We start from the raw sequence: 14,993 nt of genomic DNA, 5'->3' as shown, positions 1-14,993 counted from the left end.
CCGATCGGGTAGAACCAGAGGCACTGAACCGTTTGGTTCCGTGCTAACGCTAGGGAAACCGCGGATTCCCGAGACGACCGGTGAGGACCCGAAAGGGGCCGAATCCTCCAGGGGGCCGCAGGTTCAAATCCTGTCAGCCCGACCAAAGGCCCGTTCTCGAAACTCTTCGCAGAACTGCCCATAAAGAATCGCTCCGGATGAGAATCCGGAGCGATTTCTTATGTCCCGAGCCTATTCATGGATGACGGGGCGCGAACTCGGCGTCCCGGCGCTCTCGCCGCGGGATTTCGACGCTCGTTAACGACTTCCAGGCGCACCGAAGTCTTCGGTGCGCCTGGAAGCGTCGCCCTCTCGGGCAGCATTTGAACGCGTGGGTGTGCTGCTACTCGGTGGTGGGTGGCCCGCCGGTGTCGTCGGGTGCGGTTCCGCGTTTCTTCAGGCGGTTCGGTCTTTCGACGCCGGGCGGGAGGGTGTCGGTGTAGCGGTTGTAGAAGTCGCGGTCGCGGCGGCGGAGCTTCTTTTCGACGGGGTCGCCGGCGAGGTTCCGGTTGGCGTCTTCCTTGTACTGGTCGCTCATGAAGGCGGCGATCTTCCGCAGGTTGAAGTTGACCAGTCGCATCGTAATGACGACCTGTGCGGCGCCGAAGCCGCGCACCTGGCGCCGGCTGGGGTATTGGATGTCCTCGGTGCCGCCGCCCTTGACTTGTGAGTTCAGGGACTCGATCGAGTTGCGGGCGTGGGTGTGGAACTCCTCCCACTCGCGCGTGCCGTAGTCGAACGCCATCGATGATGACCACCAAGCCGGCACCGCATGTGCGCTGCGACAACACCCTCCCCGGTGTTGGGCCGGGATGCGTGATTCCTGGTGTCATGACTGGCGCCGCCTATTACTCGATGACGCAGTTCCTGACGTTCGGGGCGCGCGTAGCAGGAGCTCACGCATCCGGACTGCCCGGTGGGCTTCCAATCGGGGTGGACCGGAACCCGCTCTACCGGATGGTGAACACCCCGCTGCAGAACCTCTACCGGGAGACCGTGTGCCCGCGCAGCCGGCCTCAGCTATCGGGGTTGTCATGCGACGAGTACCCCTTTGCGTCCACTTATCAAGGGGCGTCAAAAGGCGGTGGTACTGTGCGAACCAGGGACTGGTGCCAGAAAACGTTTTCTGGTGTCCCGTCAACGGGTTCGGTCGGATAGAGCACATGCATGATCAATGCGGCCGAGAACAGTTTGGCCGGCTCCCTTTTGCAGAGTCAGGTTTACAAGCTGTTGAGGATCCTTGACCGTGACCCGTTCTATGTGGCGGTTGTCGGCAAAGCGTGAAGGGGGACGGGGTGAACGGGCGCTTTGAAGCTCTTGCCCAATGGCATAGCGTGCGACTTCTCAACTGCAGGTTGGCCCCTCCTCGGTTCAGCTCAAATGTGGACAGCACCGGCCTCATCGTTGACGGGCCGGAAGGTGTGGAGCTTCAAACGGGTGTGTGGTCTGGGCCCATCGGTGTTACTACCGGAAGCCTGGCGCAGCGGCCGGCGGTCACCGATATGTCTTGGGAGGACATCGCTGAGTTTTCTGTCATCGCCGAGGAAGGCCCGCTCGTACTCTGCGGGGCGTTGGAGCGTCCAGCTGCCAACCGTCCTCGCCTGGATGGTTTCGGCCCTGGCCCCTACCGGATTCGGGTCCACGCTCGCGGCCGCGACGATGCTTACGACACGGCAGTTTCCGAAGCGACCGAGGAATACTTGTTTGTCAGCTGGCCTGAAATCGCAAGCCCTGCTGTGCTGATTGCGTTGGCTTCACGGGCTGGCAGATCGTGGATCATTTCTGTGAAGGAACGCCCACCGCAAACTTTGATCGGCGGAATGCATGCAAGCACAATGCCGGCGGCACCTGCACCTGCTGACGTGGAAGATCCTCAGCCGGATCCAGATGAGACAGCAGGACGCTGAGGCGCAGACTAACGGCGTCTGGATTCGCCTGCGACCGAAGTCCGGTTGACCATTCACCCGGCGCTTACGGGAGTCGGTGAGCGTCGGATGGGACAGCTGCACCTTCGGTTGACTCTCTAGTCTGCGGTGATCCGCCACGATGGCTAGCTCTTCCCGCGGATTGAGCGGATCCGCGACAGGCATGGAGGAAAAAGGAACTCGATGTGGAGGAAAACGCATCTGGTGGCGGCCTGCGAACCGCGTCCTGGCGGGTTTCGCGAACAGCCCAGCAAAGGGCCGTTCTCCAAACTCTTCGCAGAACTGCCCACACAGAATCGCTCCGGATTAAAATCTGGAGCGATTCTTGGTTTCCGCACGGTTTCGTGGGTTTTGGAGCTCGGCGTCGTGTTCTGAGCAGTTGTGCCGAGCGACTTCCTGCTCGTCAGCGACCTTGAGGCGGATCGGTATCTTCGCTGCTTATCGGCTGAGCAAAGTTGGGGCCAACTCGTCGAGCGACCCACCCATCGTGAACTACTGGGTGACACCCTCGAGAAGGAGCACCAGCTCGTCGAGTTCGACGTCCCAGCCCTCTCGGTTCTGGTCAAGACGTTCGCGACGGTAGCGGGTACCGCCGGGGAGTGTGTCGAAGCCCGATTCGATCACCGTGACATCCGTCCCGGTGCCAGCATCGGAGATTGTGAAGCGTACATGCGTCGAGTACTCGTCGAGCTTTTCGGCGGGGATTCCCGACCAACGGAAGCCGAACGAGGCGTCGGGCGCCACTTCGGTGATTTCGATCGGGAAGCTGCCGTAGCCGTCCCAGTCAATGCTGCCGGTAGCACCGGGCTCGAGCGCGGCGAACTCCACACTGTCTCCGAACCATTTGGCCATTTCCGCGGGGTCAGTCAGCGCCTTCCAGACCTGCGCGCGCGAGGCCTCGATGTGCACGGTGCGGGTCACAATGTGGCCTTTGACTCTTGCGTGATCAGACACGGTGTTTCCTTCTCGTTCGAGCTGAGCGCGACGGGACATTGCCCGCCGAACGGCACGTGAAATGCAATGCGCCTCAATGAGCGTACCCGTCATTGCGACTCGCGTTCGGGCGAGAGAACCCGTGAACGCGAGTAGCAACGCATCAGCGGTCGGTCCGTGGGATGTCGGAGCCTAACCGGCATCAGTCTCTGCACTGATCTACAAGGGTTCTGACACCGGATTCGCCTCGACATGACTGGCGCCGCGAGTCCTTGTGATTGATTTTCGGATCGGACCGATTGGCCGACTAGACGCACGTACCCGCAGCAAGAACCAGCCATCCCCATGGGAGGTGTGTGGCAGCGGCCCAATCTTGTTCTCCTTGGAAGCGTACAATCTCTCTCGGCTGGAATCCGGGGCACGATACTACTGTTGCCGTATGTCCGTCATCGACCCGCTGCCCAACCATCCCGCTCCGGACAACCCGACAGGGAAGCTGATTCTCCTGCGCCACGGGGAGACGGAGTGGTCGAAGCAGGGGAAACACACAGGGCTCACGGACATCCCGCTCACGGCCCGGGGAGAGGACCTGGCCCGCGGTGCGGGCCGGCTCGTGGCCGGATACGATTTCTCGCTCGTGCTGACCTCGCCCCTGCAGCGTGCGCGGCACACCGCTGAGCTCGCGGGCCTGGATGCCGAGGTCGACCCGTTTCTCGTCGAGTGGGACTACGGCGGGTACGAGGGCCGCACGACGCGCGAAATCCGCAGCGAGCTCGGCTACAACTGGAGCGCATTCACCCACGGCGTGATCCGCGGCGACACGCCCGGTGAGACGGTCGAGGAGGTCGCCGCCCGCGCATCGCGCGTGCTCACGCGCGTGCTGCCCGCGATGGAGGAGGGAGATGTCGCCCTGGTCGCACACGGCCATTTCCTGCGCATTCTGACAGCCGTGTACCTGAGATTGGCCCCGCGATTCGGTGCGCAAATCACGCTGGACGCCGGATCGGTCTCCGTGCTCAGCTACTACCGCGAGCAGCCGGCCATCCTGTCGTGGAACTACGGACCCGAACTGCCAATGGTGCCCTCAGAGAGCTAGTGCCCAACCCAAGGAAAGATCTGATTCCCTAGCGCACGCGCTGGGCGGTGAACTGCATCCGCGGATGAGCGTAGGCGTCCTGCGCCTGCACGAGCTGCAGTTCTCGCTCTCCCGACTGATGCGTCAGCTCAATGAGGTCGAACACGCTGGACGCGGTCCGTTCCAGTGCCACAGCGGCGTCGCCAGTCGCGCGGTAGTGCGCCGAGAAGAGCGCCGCGGTGACGTCACCCGATCCGTTCGCCTTGAACGGCAGATGCGGAGTCTGCACGATCCACGCGCCTGCGGCATCCACCGCGAGCATCTCGATGGTGCCGGGCTCGCGGTCGGGGCGCTCCACGCTTGTCACGAGAACGGTGCTGGGCCCCATCGCCCGGGCGAGGTCGACGGAGTCGAGCGTTGACTCCACCGTCGTCGGCTCGGTGCCGGTGAGGAATCCCAGCTCGAACTGGTTCGGAGTGATGATGTCGGCCACGGGAACCACGCGATCCCGCAGCAGGACGGGGATCTCGGGCGCCACGAAGCACCCGGACTTCGCGTTGCCCATCACCGGGTCACACGCGTAGATGGCCGAGGGGTTCGCCGCCTTCACCCGCCGCACCGCATCCACGATGACGTCGCCGATCCCGGTGCCGCCCTGGTAGCCCGAGAGCACGACGTCGATCTGGGGGAGCACACCACGTTCTTCGATGCCGAGGATCACGTCGTGAACATCCTCCGGCGCGATGAGGGAGCCGCGCCACGCGCCATACCCCGTGTGATTGGAGAAGTTCACCGTGTTGACCGGCAGCACCTCGACTCCGATGCGCTGGAGAGGGAACACCGCCGCTGAGTTGCCAACGTGGCCATGGGCGACGGCAGACTGAATCGAGAGAATCTTCACGACATCAATCTTCCGACAGTTGATCGACACTCGCGGACGCACACGCAGCACGGCGAGAGGAAAATCTTGCAGTGCACGCAGGAAAAGACGTTTCGTGGTGGTCAACGATCCGCGCGCTGACGGGTTTCGCGAAACCGCCCAAACAGAATCGCCCTCGAGGAAACTCGAGGGCGATCTTGCGTTTTCGGGGCAATCTCCGGGCTGAAATTCCATGCGGTGACGCAATTGCTCATCGGACGCTGACTCCGGCGCGTTGTCAGCGACTTTCAGGCTCTCTGATCCGTCCAGGATTCGTGCCGCTTTCGTTCTAGGGAAAGAAGCGGTCGAAGGTCCTAGCCTCGATGGGCTGGCCGTCAAGCGGAGTCCAGGCTCACGTGTCCATGGGCCTGGCAGCACTAGCCTCTCAGTATGGATCCGATCTTGCTCGCACCGCTGCTACCGCCAGAGTTGGACCCGACCCAGTGCAAGCTCCACTGCGCCGTCTACAACGGTGAGGCATTTCCGATCGACGTCCTCGCGAACGACCCTGATGAGTGGCGACGGTGGAACTCGTGGCGCAATGTCAACGACGACTTCAACCGACAGTTCATCTTCTCGCTCGCGCAGGATCGAAGTGACCCGACACTCTGGCTGTTCGGTGGGATTTGGGAAGTCGTGGGACGCCGCCCTGAGCCCCGGCAACACTCCTACGACGTCGTTCTTCGCAAGGACCTCATGGGTCCGTTTATCAAGAGGCTGTACGTGCGCTTGGCACTCGCGGGTCGAAACCGTCGCCGGAACATGGAAGCGTGTCTCAGCGACATGACTGTCTCCATGATTGCTGAGGAGCCATTCGACGGTGACCCGTTCCCGGGGCACGACCGCATCAATCACTCCCTGGCCGAGATCCAAGCGATAGTGAAGCAGGGGCGACCTGACTGGCGGATCGCCTTGGAGCATATGAAGGGCGTTTACGTCATCCACGACGAGGCAACGGGCGAGCCCTACGTCGGCTCGGCTTATGGCGATACAGGGATCTGGCAACGATGGTCCCAGTACGCCCTCACACTCCATGGTGACAACGTCGGGCTGAAGGCACACCTCGCCGCGAAGGGTGAGGAGTACTTCCGCGACACGATGCGGTTCGCTCTGCTGGAGTTTTGGTCGATGCGAACCGACGACCAGCACGTCATTGACCGCGAAACCTATTGGAAGGGAGTCCTGCTCTCCAGGTCGCTGGGCCACAACAGGAACTAGGAGATGCGCGACTTTGAGTCGTGAGGTGGACCCTCCACCGGGACGCCATCATGGACTCGCACTGCTGCCGGCTTGGCTGAGCGTGGCGTTCATGCCGCCAGCGCGCCAGCATCCGTCATTCTGGTGTCGAACTCGAACCGCTGGCAGCCACCCGGCTGTTGGCGTTCTCGAACCATGCGGCGTACTGGACTCTGAAGAGCTCGTGAATGAGCGTGCTATCGATGGCACCACCGACGCCTCTCAACCTGCCAAGCGTGAGCTCTTGGCAGACCGCCGCCCAAGCAAAGCCAGTTGCGAGAGTGAGAGTACTCGCCACGCCAGCAGAAATCGCTCCACCAACGATTGTGCCCGCTCCAGGAACCAGCTTTGTGAGACCGACAACCGCGCTCTTCCCGCCGGCAACCAGCACTGTTGTGATTGCCGTAGAAGCAATGGCGGCCGTATCAAGTTTCAATCCGTAAATCGCAGCGACTCGTGCCATCATGGCCAGCTGAATCGGAACTAGCAGTGCAGCATCCGCCAAGGGAATGGGAACAACTCCCACGGCTAAAGCCGAGACCGCGGCGGCTTGAACTGCGGTATGAGCGTCTTTGCGCTTTCGCGCCATGTCAACTTTCTGAGCCGCAGCAAGGGCCGCGGCAACGCCTTCTGGGACAACGCGAAAGGTGGCATCGAGCAGCGTCTTTAACCCGTGTTCCACCTGCCCGGTAAATTCGTCCCCATCCGCCATCACCAAAATTGGTTGCCCGCCCGCGATGGGCAGGCCCAACCCTGAGATGTGTGCTGCGAGTTCGATAGCGTCGTGGTGATACTCCCCGTTCCGTGAGGTGACTTGGGTCAAGACGAGAAGAACCGGCAAGCCAAGCTTGTGGAGACGCCGAACGAACTCGGCCTCGGTATCTTCGAACCGGCGGTCTGTGGCCCGCACACAGTACCAAGCGACGTGGACATGCTCAGATTCGGATCCATTGCGCATTTCCTTCACGTAAGAACTGAGCTCCTCAATGAGCTCATCGGTGTCCTTGCCGATCTCGAGGCCTCGGGTATCGACTAGCCCCATGAAACCGGACTTATGGAGGTAGAGGTGATTGTTCATGGTGACGGGTTCGCCGATACCCGTAGGTGCTACTTCTTCGCCAAACACTGCATTGACGAGAGTGGATTTTCCGACACCAGTCTTGCCGAAAATTGCGAGATTGAAGCGGCCCATGGCTTTCGCCTGCTCCTGAAACTTCTCGCGGAACGTCTCTTCAAACTGAATTTCATCCGTCATTCTTTGTCCTTCGTCACTGAACAGCTAACTTGCCAGGAACCGTCGCCGGACAATATTCAGGATGAACTCTCGCCGTCCCGCCTGACTATATCTCGTGGGACCAACACGTCGGAGAGTAGCGTCTGCGGGAGCGCTAGTCGGCTGCTATCCAGCAGCTGTGGCGGGAAAACACGCGAGATACCGAGGAGAACACACTTCGCCGCGGCCAACGATCCGTGCACGGACGGGTTTCGCGAACCGCTCACCAGGTAATTTCGCGGGTGATCGCGCCGCACCGCCCGAACGCGTGCGTCGTGCGTCGAGCCTCTGGCGCCATGTCGAGGTCAGGTGGGGAGCTTCAGCAGCGCCTTCTTCGCCAGGCGGCGGACCAGCGAACTCGGGTCCTCGAGGTACGGTTCGATTCGATCGCGGATGCCGGCCGCTTTGACCGTGGCCAGCGCGTCAATCGTCTGGGCTCGAACCTGGTCATCGGGGAGAGCCGCCAGCAGGGCCGGCACGACCCGGGCGTCGCGGCACCTGGCAAGGGCATAGGGGAGCATTTGCCGGGCCATCCCGTATCGCGGGGTGCCGAGGAGCTCGACGAGCTGCTCCACGATAGAGGAGTCGGCAGTCACCGAGAGTGCGCTGCCGATCAGCCAACCAGCGAAGGGGTCACCCGGCGCGTCTCGAATGAACTCGGCCACCAACGGCTTGTTCGCCGCGGGTCGTGCCCACGAGACGGAGAGGGCGCGAACGACGCTCATCTTCACGCGGGAGTTCTCGATCCGGGGCAGCCAGCCGACGAGGATGGGGATGGCATCCACAGAGCGCGTTCCCGATTCCCGCAGTGCGTCGACGGAGTCGAACTCGAAGCCCGCAGCGCGGAGGTCCGCCAGGATGGGCGCTTCATCCGCAGAGAAGCTGTCCTTCTCCGGGTCGATCCGTTCTGGCCTCGGCTCGAAGTCAGCGTCCGACAGCCATCCGTCGGATCTCTCCATGTCGTGCGCCTCCGAGCAATGTCGCCTGTCGATACCGGCAATGATCCTCGCCGACGGCGCGGATGCCAAGGCCCACCGGCGACGCAACCCGATTCAGATCTCCGGCTGCCTGCATGTGCCGGTGAGCGTAAAGTGCTGGCATGAGCGAGCAGGGAGATCCGCAACCGCGCAGTCCAGCATCCGGCCCCGGTGCTCAGGCACAGGCCGACGGCTCCTGGACGCTGCCAGAGGCGATGACCGGCAGGGCCAGCCCGGCGAAGGCCGCGGTCGGCGACAAACCGGTCTTCGCCTACATCGCCAGCCTGCCGCAGCCGCAGCGCGGCATCGCCGAGGCGATTGATGCGCTGGCGGCCCAGACACTGCCGGGGCTGCAGCGCTCCGTGAAGTGGGGCATGTCGTACTACGGCGTCGGCGACGGCTGGTGCTTCTGCGTTGGCGGCTTCGCCGGCCACGTCAAGCTCATGTTCGTCAACGGCACGGCGCTGGACCCGGTGCCGCCGGTTACACCGGTGGGCATGGGCAAGTCGACGCGGGGCGTGGAACTCGCCTCGGCGGCCGACATTGACGAGCGCCAGATCGCGGAGTGGATGAGGCAAGTCACGTCCGTGCCGGGCGTCGGGGGCAAGAAGCGCTGAGCCGGGCCTGCTAAGCGAGCAGCGCGGCGATCAACACCGCGGCGATCAGCGGGGCGGCGAATATGGCGGCGTAGATCAGGCTCAGCCACGGCTGGTACGCCACATACATGCCGTGCCAGGTCATGCTCCACGGGTGCCGGATGAGCACCCACCCGATCACGTCGACGACGATGGCGACCACCGCCCAGGTCACGGCCATGACCCAGGCGTGTGCCCAGACGTCATCCGGCCGCACGATCGCGAAGTAGGCCAGCGCCGCGGGCGGGAATAAGAGGATGTTGTAGAGCGGATGCCACGGCAGCGTGGCCCGGTACGACGAGATGTCGTACACAGAGGTGACGGTGACACCCTCATCGGTCATCCCGAGGGCCTTCCAATTGAAGACGGTGTGCCCGATTCCCACGGTGGTGACGACGATGTATGCGACCCAAAACCACAGCATGGACTGGGCTAAATCTACGGTGACCATCAACCGACCATATCGGCGCCCCCGGCGTTTGGGCGATTCGCGCATCGGCCCAGCGACGGCGGGGCGCCGGAGGGCCCGTCAGCTGGCGGGGTCGTAGAGGAACGCGCGCACCTCCTGCGCGCATCGGCAGGACACCGCGAACTTCGCGGCCCACTCGAGGGCCGCCTCACGGGAGGGCAACTCCAGCACCGAGAAGCCGCCATCGAGCTGCGCCGTCTGAGGGTAGGTGCCCGCCGTCACCGTGCCGTCCCCCTCCACCAGGACCGGCGGAGCGCTCTCGTCGATCGCACCGCCGAACACCCAGACACCGGCAGCCTTCGCCTCCTCGGCCACGGCGTGCGTCGCATCCGAGACCGCTTGCAGCTCTGCGTCGGGAAAATCCATGGCACCGCTCGGGAACGAGATCAGGTATTTCGTCATCGCGTCGTCTCCTTCGTCGCGCTTCTCGGAACTCATCCATCCTCAGCGACACACCGACGGCGCACAAGGGGGCCGCGCGGCAGGGCCGAGCGATACGGGTGACGCGGGCCCCGGCAACGGGGCGGCGCGCCCCGCCGGCGGGGGTGTACTCAGGGTCAACTTGGGGCTGTGAGCGGCGCGGCGGGACGGCTAGGCTGCACAGTGGGAGAGCCACATGGATCCCGTCGCAGGGGGAGCAAGACAAATTTCTCGATCAGGTGAACGCAGCGAATCGCCGACTCCGGCGAGGCACTCATCGAGCAGGGCGTCGGGCCGTGGGGAGCCCCAATCGTGAGGAAATGGAACTTCAGCCGGTGGGCCGGCCTCAGCATCGCCGGCCTGGTCACGGCGGCCGCGGGCCTGTTGTGGTTCGCAGTGGCGGCCAGGGTTGAGGGCGGCGAGGGCGCCGCAAGCTCTTCGGGCCTGCTCCTGGGGCTGTGGAGCGTGCTCTACAACACGCAGGCTCCCAGCGAGAGCGCCGTGTTCGCCGCCATCGCGTTGGCCCTGCTGCTGGCCGCGGGAATCGCGATCATCGAGCGGCGTATCGCCACCCGCTATCGGCGCTCCTCCGACGGCACGTCGACTCCGCTGGCGCCCAAGATCATCATGGCTGCCACCCGGGGCGTCTTCGCCGGCCCCATCACCATCACCGTCTTGATCCCCGCGCACAACGAGGAGGCGTCGCTCCCGGACACGCTGGACTCGTTGTTCTCACAGTCGCCGCCCCCCGACCGGGTGATCGTGGTGGCCGACAACTGCACCGACGGCACGGAGCGCGTCGCGGCCGCCCGCGGCGTCGAGGTCTTCCGGTCCGTCGGCAACGCGCACAAGAAGGCCGGCGCCCTGAACCAGGCTCTGGCGGTGCTCCTGCCCGATCAAGGGGACAACGATGTTGTGATGATCATGGATGCCGACACGCAGCTCGACGGCGGCTTCCTGGCCGCTGCGGCGTCGCGATTCGCGAGCGACCGCGCGCTGATGGCCGTCGGCGGCCTGTTCTACGGGGAGCCGGGCCATGGCCTGATCGGACAGTTCCAACGGAACGAGTACATCCGGTACTCGCGTGAGCTGAAGCGGCGGCGCGGCCGGGTCTTCGTGCTGACGGGCACCGCCTCGCTGTTCCGAGCCGTCGGGTTGCGGGCCGTGGCATCAGGCCGAGGGACCTCGCTGCCCGGCATCCCCGGCGACGTGTACGACACCGCGGCCCTGACCGAGGACAACGAGCTGACGATCGCCTTGAAATCGCTCGGCGGGTTGATCACCTCGCCGTCGGAGTGCACCGTGGTCACTGAGCTGATGCCGACGTGGCGCACCCTGTGGAACCAGCGGCTGCGCTGGCAGCGTGGCGCTCTGGAGAACCTCGGGGCCTACGGCGTCAAGCCGCAAACCGTGCGGTACTGGGCCCAGCAACTGGGCATCGGCTACGGCGTCATCGCGCTGTTCGGCTACCTGTCGCTCCTTCTCGTCATGGCGCTGTCGCTGGACACCTGGGTGTGGTTCCCATTCTGGCTGGGCATCGGCGCTGTGTTCACGCTCGAGCGCGTCGTCACGGTGTGGAAGGGCGGATGGCGCGCCCGGCTGTTGGCCGTGCTGCTGATCCCCGAGCTGTGCTTCGACATGTTCTTGAACTGTGTCTACGTGAAGGGCATTCTCGACAGCGCGATCGGGCGCCGGGCGGCGTGGACGCACCTTCAGCATGAGGCGAGAGCCGAAGAAGAGGAAGAGGTCGCTCGGTGAGGTCTGCCCTTCCCACGGGACTGCTGCTCCCGGAATCCGTGCTCCAGAGCGAGTGGTTCGCCGTGTGGGCGACGTTCGTGGCCATCAACACCCTGATGTACGCGGCGCTCTCGATCGCCAAGATCCTGCCGAAGATCTACCCATCCGATTGGGTCCACAAGCGGAACCGCCGCGCGGAGACCCGCGGCATCTACCCCGACGCCGAGAGCTAGAGAGGGGAGAACCCCCCGTGCGTCGATCGTCTCAGAACGGCGCGACCAGGCCCTGCTCTGGTGCGTGCAGGCTGGCCCCAGCGCTTCGCGCTCCCGCGCGGTGAGGAGGTCATCGCGCCGCATCGCGTGCTCGGGATCCATCGCTTCGCGGTATGGCCGTGGCTCCAACGCCGACCTGTAGGCGATCACAGCGGCAAGGATTCGCTCGCTGTGCCCGAGCATCCCGCCCCCCGGGGCGGGCCGGTGGGAGCCCGCCGCCTCGTGGCGTTCGAAGGTGTAGGCGGGAGTGTGCGCGACCGCCGGCGCAAACGATTTCACCTCAGTCCCGGCCGCGGCAGCGCCTGACGCGCTCTGCCCGGCACTAGATGGTGGTGACGGCCGTCACCACCTCGTCAATCGCGCGCAGCGAGTCGATGCCCGCGCGTGCGGTCGCCGTGTGCAGGTCGGCCAGCTGAGAGCGAAGGACCTCGACATTTCGGCCAACCAGCGGAAGGGCGTGCTCTCGTATGGTTGTGGCGACGTCGTCGACGAAGGAAGGCAGGGAGAGGGCGATCTGGCCGCTAATGACGACGACCTCGGGGTCGAGCACATGGCAGGTGTTCACCAGGATTCGACCGAGCACGGTGGCCGCACGTTTCGCCAGCGACGTCGCCGTGCCATCCTCCGCGGTCACCAGTGCGCAGAAATCGGCCCAGTCCACGCGCACCCCGGTGGCGGTCTCGTAGTCACGAAGCACCGCCGGGATCGAGACGTACTGCATCAGGCAGCCCGCATTGCCGCACGTGCACAGCGGGCCGTTCCAGTCATAGACGGTGTGGCCAAGTTCGCCGGCGCCGCCGCGGGCTCCGGACTGGATGATGCCGCCGGCGATGTGACCGGAGGTGACGCCGTAGCTCACCTCGACGTAGAGCATGTTGGAGTGCCCGCGCCCCGTGCCCCAGAGGTACTCGGCCAGGCCCTCGAGCCGCGCCGAGTTCTGCACGTACACCGGGACGCCGAGCCGGGTCGCGAAGTACTCCATCGGGTTCACCCCGAACCAGCGGCTCGACGCGCGCTGCGCGTAGATGTCACCGGAGCGGGCATCCATCTGAGTGTCGACGGCCAGGTGCAGGGCGCGCAGCGAGGACGCGGGGAGGTCGTGCTCGGCCATCAGGCGGTCCACGAGGTCGGCGCCCGCCGCCATTCGATCTGCTGCAGACGTTCCCGACGATCCCAGAAGTGTAAACTCTCCTAACAATCGCCCATCGAGCCCGGAGAGCGTGACCGTGCATGTGTCGACGAGGAACATGATGGAGCCGAGCACGCCGAGGCGAGGCGAGGTGCCAATCAGATTCTTGAGCAGGCCCGGCTCGTGGTCCGGTTCCTCGATCCAGCCATCGGCCTGCAGCCTGCTGGTCAAATTGGTGACCGTCGCGCGCGAGACGTCCAGCGTTCGCGCCAGGTCGGCGCGGTAGGCGGGCCCGTTCATAACCAGCGCGCGCAGGAGTCGCTGCGCGTTGGGGGTGAGCATTGTCACGCTGGGTCTCCTTGGGGGCGTGGAAGACGGATGCGGCCGTCCTCTGTGGAGAGCCTACTGACAAAACTTTCTTTCAGACTGTTTAGTAATTTGACACTATCGCATTTGCGATGCATTCTGTTCACGGCTCACAATCTCAAAGCCGAGAACACCTTCACGCTCCCCGCGGCAGTGAGCATCACACGGGGCACGATTCCATCGGAGCAATCATGAAACTACGCAAATTCCTGGCAGGTGCCGCGTGCGCGTCTGTAATGCTTTCACTCGCTGCCTGCAGCTCGACCGAGACAACGGGCTCGGGCTCGCCGGTCGCTGACGCCAGCACCGGCACGGTCCGGATGTGGGTCATGGAGGGATCGCTCTCCGCAGAAAGCCAGACGTTCCTCACAGAGGAGTTCGCCGCGGCGAACCCCGGCAGCGAGCTGAAGATCGAGGTCCAGCAGTGGGACGGCATCGTCTCCAAGCTGCAGACGTCGCTCGCGTCGAAAAACGAGAGCCCCGACCTCGTCGAGATCGGCAACACCCAGACCGCAACCTTCACCACGGTGGGCGCATTCGCCGACATCACCGATCTGAAGGCCCAGCTCGGCGGCGAGGACCTCATCCCGTCCTTCGTGGATGCTGCCACGGTCGACGGCAAGACCTACGCGTACCCGCTGTACGCCGGCGCGCGCGGCGTCTACTACCGCACGGACCTCTTCGAGAACGCCGGCATCGCGGTGCCGCAGACCATCGAGCAGTTCCACGATGCCGCCGTCGACCTGCAGACGGCGAACCCGGATGCCGCGGCCGACTTCTCGGGAATGTACCTCGCCGCGGTCGACCCGCACGGGGTCGAGTCCTACCTGTTCGCGCAGGGGTTCGAGTACGCCACGCAGAAGGGCGGCGAATGGGTTGGCCAGGCCTCCGCGCCCCAGTCGCTCGAGGCGCTCACGTCGCTGCAGGACCTGTTCCAGAACGGCACGAAGTACGCCCTTGACTCGCAGGCCGGCCAGAAGTCCTTCGAGCGCTACTTCAACGACGGTTCGACCGGCATGCTCATCGGCACCGGCAATATCGGCACGAAGATCGACCAGGCGCTGTGGGACGAGGGCAAGGTCGGCGTGCTCGCGATCCCGTCCACCGAGCCCGGCGTGCCCGGAGCCACCTTCGCGGGTGGGTCGAACATCGCCCTCGCCACGAACTCGCAGAACCCGGAGCTCGCCAAGAAGGCGCTCGACGTGATCTTCGCCGAGGGCTTCCAGAAGCTGCTGGCCGAGGAGGGCTGGGTGCCCGGCAACACGGCATACGCCGCCGATGTCGCGGGGCCGTTCGGCCAGATCGCCGGGGAGATCATCACCAACTCCAAGCTGACCCCGAACAGCGCTGAATGGGGCGTCGCCTTCGGCAGCACGCAGCTGAACGAGTTCTTCACCCGAATCGCCAAGGGTGAAGACGTCGAGGCTGTCGCAAAGGCCTTCGACGACCAGCTGAACGCGGCTCTCAACAAGTAACTGAAGGCAGACGCAGCACAATGACACAGACGACAGCCCGGGCCATTCACGCGCCTGAACGGCGCTCAGAACCGATGAGCAAGAAGGTGGGCAAGCGGAGCAGGAGACTTGCC

At 64.4% G+C, this 14,993-nt stretch carries 16 protein-coding genes; 8 read left to right on the top strand and 8 right to left on the bottom strand.

The window, feature by feature from the left end; genetic code table 11:
* Positions 1–382 precede the first annotated feature (382 nt).
* Positions 383–784 (bottom strand): hypothetical protein, encoded by a 402-nt coding sequence (locus BLT62_RS12760; protein WP_083364405.1) that lies wholly within the window; start codon positions 782–784, stop codon positions 383–385.
* A 2-nt stretch (positions 785–786) separates the two neighbouring features.
* Between BLT62_RS12760 and BLT62_RS18450 the strand changes: the two genes are divergently transcribed.
* Positions 787–1,197 carry a NucA/NucB deoxyribonuclease domain-containing protein gene (locus BLT62_RS18450; protein WP_456238014.1) on the top strand — a complete coding sequence of 137 codons (411 nt, stop codon included), beginning with the start codon at positions 787–789 and terminating at the stop codon, positions 1,195–1,197.
* A 224-nt stretch (positions 1,198–1,421) separates the two neighbouring features.
* Positions 1,422–1,946 carry a hypothetical protein gene (locus BLT62_RS17720; protein ID WP_156786344.1) on the top strand — a complete coding sequence of 175 codons (525 nt, stop codon included), beginning with the start codon at positions 1,422–1,424 and terminating at the stop codon, positions 1,944–1,946.
* A gap of 510 nt (positions 1,947–2,456) precedes the next feature.
* On the opposite strand, the gene BLT62_RS12755 is transcribed toward BLT62_RS17720, so the two are convergent.
* Positions 2,457–2,918 carry an SRPBCC domain-containing protein gene (locus BLT62_RS12755; protein WP_172829704.1) on the bottom strand — a complete coding sequence of 154 codons (462 nt, stop codon included), beginning with the start codon at positions 2,916–2,918 and terminating at the stop codon, positions 2,457–2,459.
* A gap of 418 nt (positions 2,919–3,336) precedes the next feature.
* Here BLT62_RS12755 and BLT62_RS12750 point away from each other — a divergent pair, with 418 nt between their 5' ends.
* Complete coding sequence (locus BLT62_RS12750; protein WP_083364403.1) at positions 3,337–3,993, top strand: histidine phosphatase family protein; 657 nt, start codon at positions 3,337–3,339, stop codon at positions 3,991–3,993.
* Between the two features lie 28 nt (positions 3,994–4,021).
* Here the strand turns inward: BLT62_RS12750 and pdxY are convergent, their stop codons facing one another.
* Positions 4,022–4,873 (bottom strand): pyridoxal kinase PdxY, encoded by an 852-nt coding sequence (gene pdxY, locus BLT62_RS12745; protein WP_083364402.1) that lies wholly within the window; start codon positions 4,871–4,873, stop codon positions 4,022–4,024.
* 408 nt (positions 4,874–5,281) lie between these two features.
* Here pdxY and BLT62_RS12740 point away from each other — a divergent pair, with 408 nt between their 5' ends.
* Positions 5,282–6,109 carry a GIY-YIG nuclease family protein gene (locus BLT62_RS12740; RefSeq protein ID WP_083364401.1) on the top strand — a complete coding sequence of 276 codons (828 nt, stop codon included), beginning with the start codon at positions 5,282–5,284 and terminating at the stop codon, positions 6,107–6,109.
* A 115-nt stretch (positions 6,110–6,224) separates the two neighbouring features.
* Here the strand turns inward: BLT62_RS12740 and BLT62_RS12735 are convergent, their stop codons facing one another.
* Positions 6,225–7,382, bottom strand: a complete 1,158-nt coding sequence (locus BLT62_RS12735) for a GTPase family protein (RefSeq protein WP_083364400.1) — start codon at positions 7,380–7,382, stop codon at positions 6,225–6,227.
* Between the two features lie 323 nt (positions 7,383–7,705).
* Entirely contained in the window at positions 7,706–8,359 is a 654-nt protein-coding gene (locus tag BLT62_RS12730) for a HEAT repeat domain-containing protein (RefSeq protein ID WP_083364399.1), read from the bottom strand.
* Between the two features lie 140 nt (positions 8,360–8,499).
* Between BLT62_RS12730 and BLT62_RS12725 the strand changes: the two genes are divergently transcribed.
* Positions 8,500–8,994, top strand: coding sequence for a DUF1801 domain-containing protein (locus BLT62_RS12725; RefSeq protein ID WP_083364398.1), 495 nt, complete (start codon positions 8,500–8,502; stop codon positions 8,992–8,994).
* 10 nt (positions 8,995–9,004) lie between these two features.
* Here the strand turns inward: BLT62_RS12725 and BLT62_RS12720 are convergent, their stop codons facing one another.
* Together BLT62_RS12720 and BLT62_RS12715 are read right to left on the bottom strand one after the other, a co-directional pair.
* Positions 9,005–9,436, bottom strand: coding sequence for a hypothetical protein (locus BLT62_RS12720; RefSeq protein ID WP_083364397.1), 432 nt, complete (start codon positions 9,434–9,436; stop codon positions 9,005–9,007).
* A 105-nt stretch (positions 9,437–9,541) separates the two neighbouring features.
* Positions 9,542–9,883, bottom strand: coding sequence for a YciI family protein (locus BLT62_RS12715; protein ID WP_083365458.1), 342 nt, complete (start codon positions 9,881–9,883; stop codon positions 9,542–9,544).
* Between the two features lie 330 nt (positions 9,884–10,213).
* Here BLT62_RS12715 and BLT62_RS12710 point away from each other — a divergent pair, with 330 nt between their 5' ends.
* Positions 10,214–11,659, top strand: coding sequence for a glycosyltransferase family 2 protein (locus BLT62_RS12710; protein WP_083364396.1), 1,446 nt, complete (start codon positions 10,214–10,216; stop codon positions 11,657–11,659).
* On the top strand, positions 11,656–11,871 hold the full coding sequence (locus BLT62_RS12705) for a hypothetical protein (RefSeq protein ID WP_231919161.1): 216 nt from the start codon (positions 11,656–11,658) through the stop codon (positions 11,869–11,871). Before BLT62_RS12710 ends, BLT62_RS12705 begins: the two co-directional genes overlap by 4 nt.
* A 361-nt stretch (positions 11,872–12,232) precedes the next feature.
* On the opposite strand, the gene BLT62_RS12700 is transcribed toward BLT62_RS12705, so the two are convergent.
* Positions 12,233–13,381, bottom strand: a complete 1,149-nt coding sequence (locus BLT62_RS12700; protein WP_083364395.1) for an ROK family transcriptional regulator — start codon at positions 13,379–13,381, stop codon at positions 12,233–12,235.
* Between the two features lie 260 nt (positions 13,382–13,641).
* Here BLT62_RS12700 and BLT62_RS12695 point away from each other — a divergent pair, with 260 nt between their 5' ends.
* Positions 13,642–14,880, top strand: coding sequence for an extracellular solute-binding protein (locus BLT62_RS12695; protein WP_231919158.1), 1,239 nt, complete (start codon positions 13,642–13,644; stop codon positions 14,878–14,880).
* Positions 14,881–14,993 lie beyond the last annotated feature (113 nt).

Source organism: Microterricola viridarii (assembly GCF_900104895.1).
Lineage (GTDB): Bacteria > Actinomycetota > Actinomycetes > Actinomycetales > Microbacteriaceae > Microterricola > Microterricola viridarii.
The sequence above is the reverse complement of the archived record's forward strand: the minus strand, read 5'-3'. Positions and strand labels throughout refer to the sequence as shown.

Coding starts and splice junctions, on each gene's coding strand:
- BLT62_RS12730 (WP_083364399.1), bottom strand. CDS start 8,359: ATGGAGAGATCCGACGGATGGCTGTCGGACGCTGACTTCGAGCCGAGG.
- BLT62_RS12700 (WP_083364395.1), bottom strand. CDS start 13,381: ATGCTCACCCCCAACGCGCAGCGACTCCTGCGCGCGCTGGTTATGAAC.
- BLT62_RS12735 (WP_083364400.1), bottom strand. CDS start 7,382: ATGACGGATGAAATTCAGTTTGAAGAGACGTTCCGCGAGAAGTTTCAG.
- BLT62_RS12760 (WP_083364405.1), bottom strand. CDS start 784: ATGGCGTTCGACTACGGCACGCGCGAGTGGGAGGAGTTCCACACCCAC.
- BLT62_RS12740 (WP_083364401.1), top strand. CDS start 5,282: ATGGATCCGATCTTGCTCGCACCGCTGCTACCGCCAGAGTTGGACCCG.
- BLT62_RS18450 (WP_456238014.1), top strand. CDS start 787: ATGATGACCACCAAGCCGGCACCGCATGTGCGCTGCGACAACACCCTC.
- BLT62_RS12715 (WP_083365458.1), bottom strand. CDS start 9,883: ATGACGAAATACCTGATCTCGTTCCCGAGCGGTGCCATGGATTTTCCC.
- BLT62_RS12695 (WP_231919158.1), top strand. CDS start 13,642: ATGCTTTCACTCGCTGCCTGCAGCTCGACCGAGACAACGGGCTCGGGC.
- BLT62_RS12720 (WP_083364397.1), bottom strand. CDS start 9,436: ATGCTGTGGTTTTGGGTCGCATACATCGTCGTCACCACCGTGGGAATC.
- BLT62_RS12750 (WP_083364403.1), top strand. CDS start 3,337: ATGTCCGTCATCGACCCGCTGCCCAACCATCCCGCTCCGGACAACCCG.
- BLT62_RS12725 (WP_083364398.1), top strand. CDS start 8,500: ATGAGCGAGCAGGGAGATCCGCAACCGCGCAGTCCAGCATCCGGCCCC.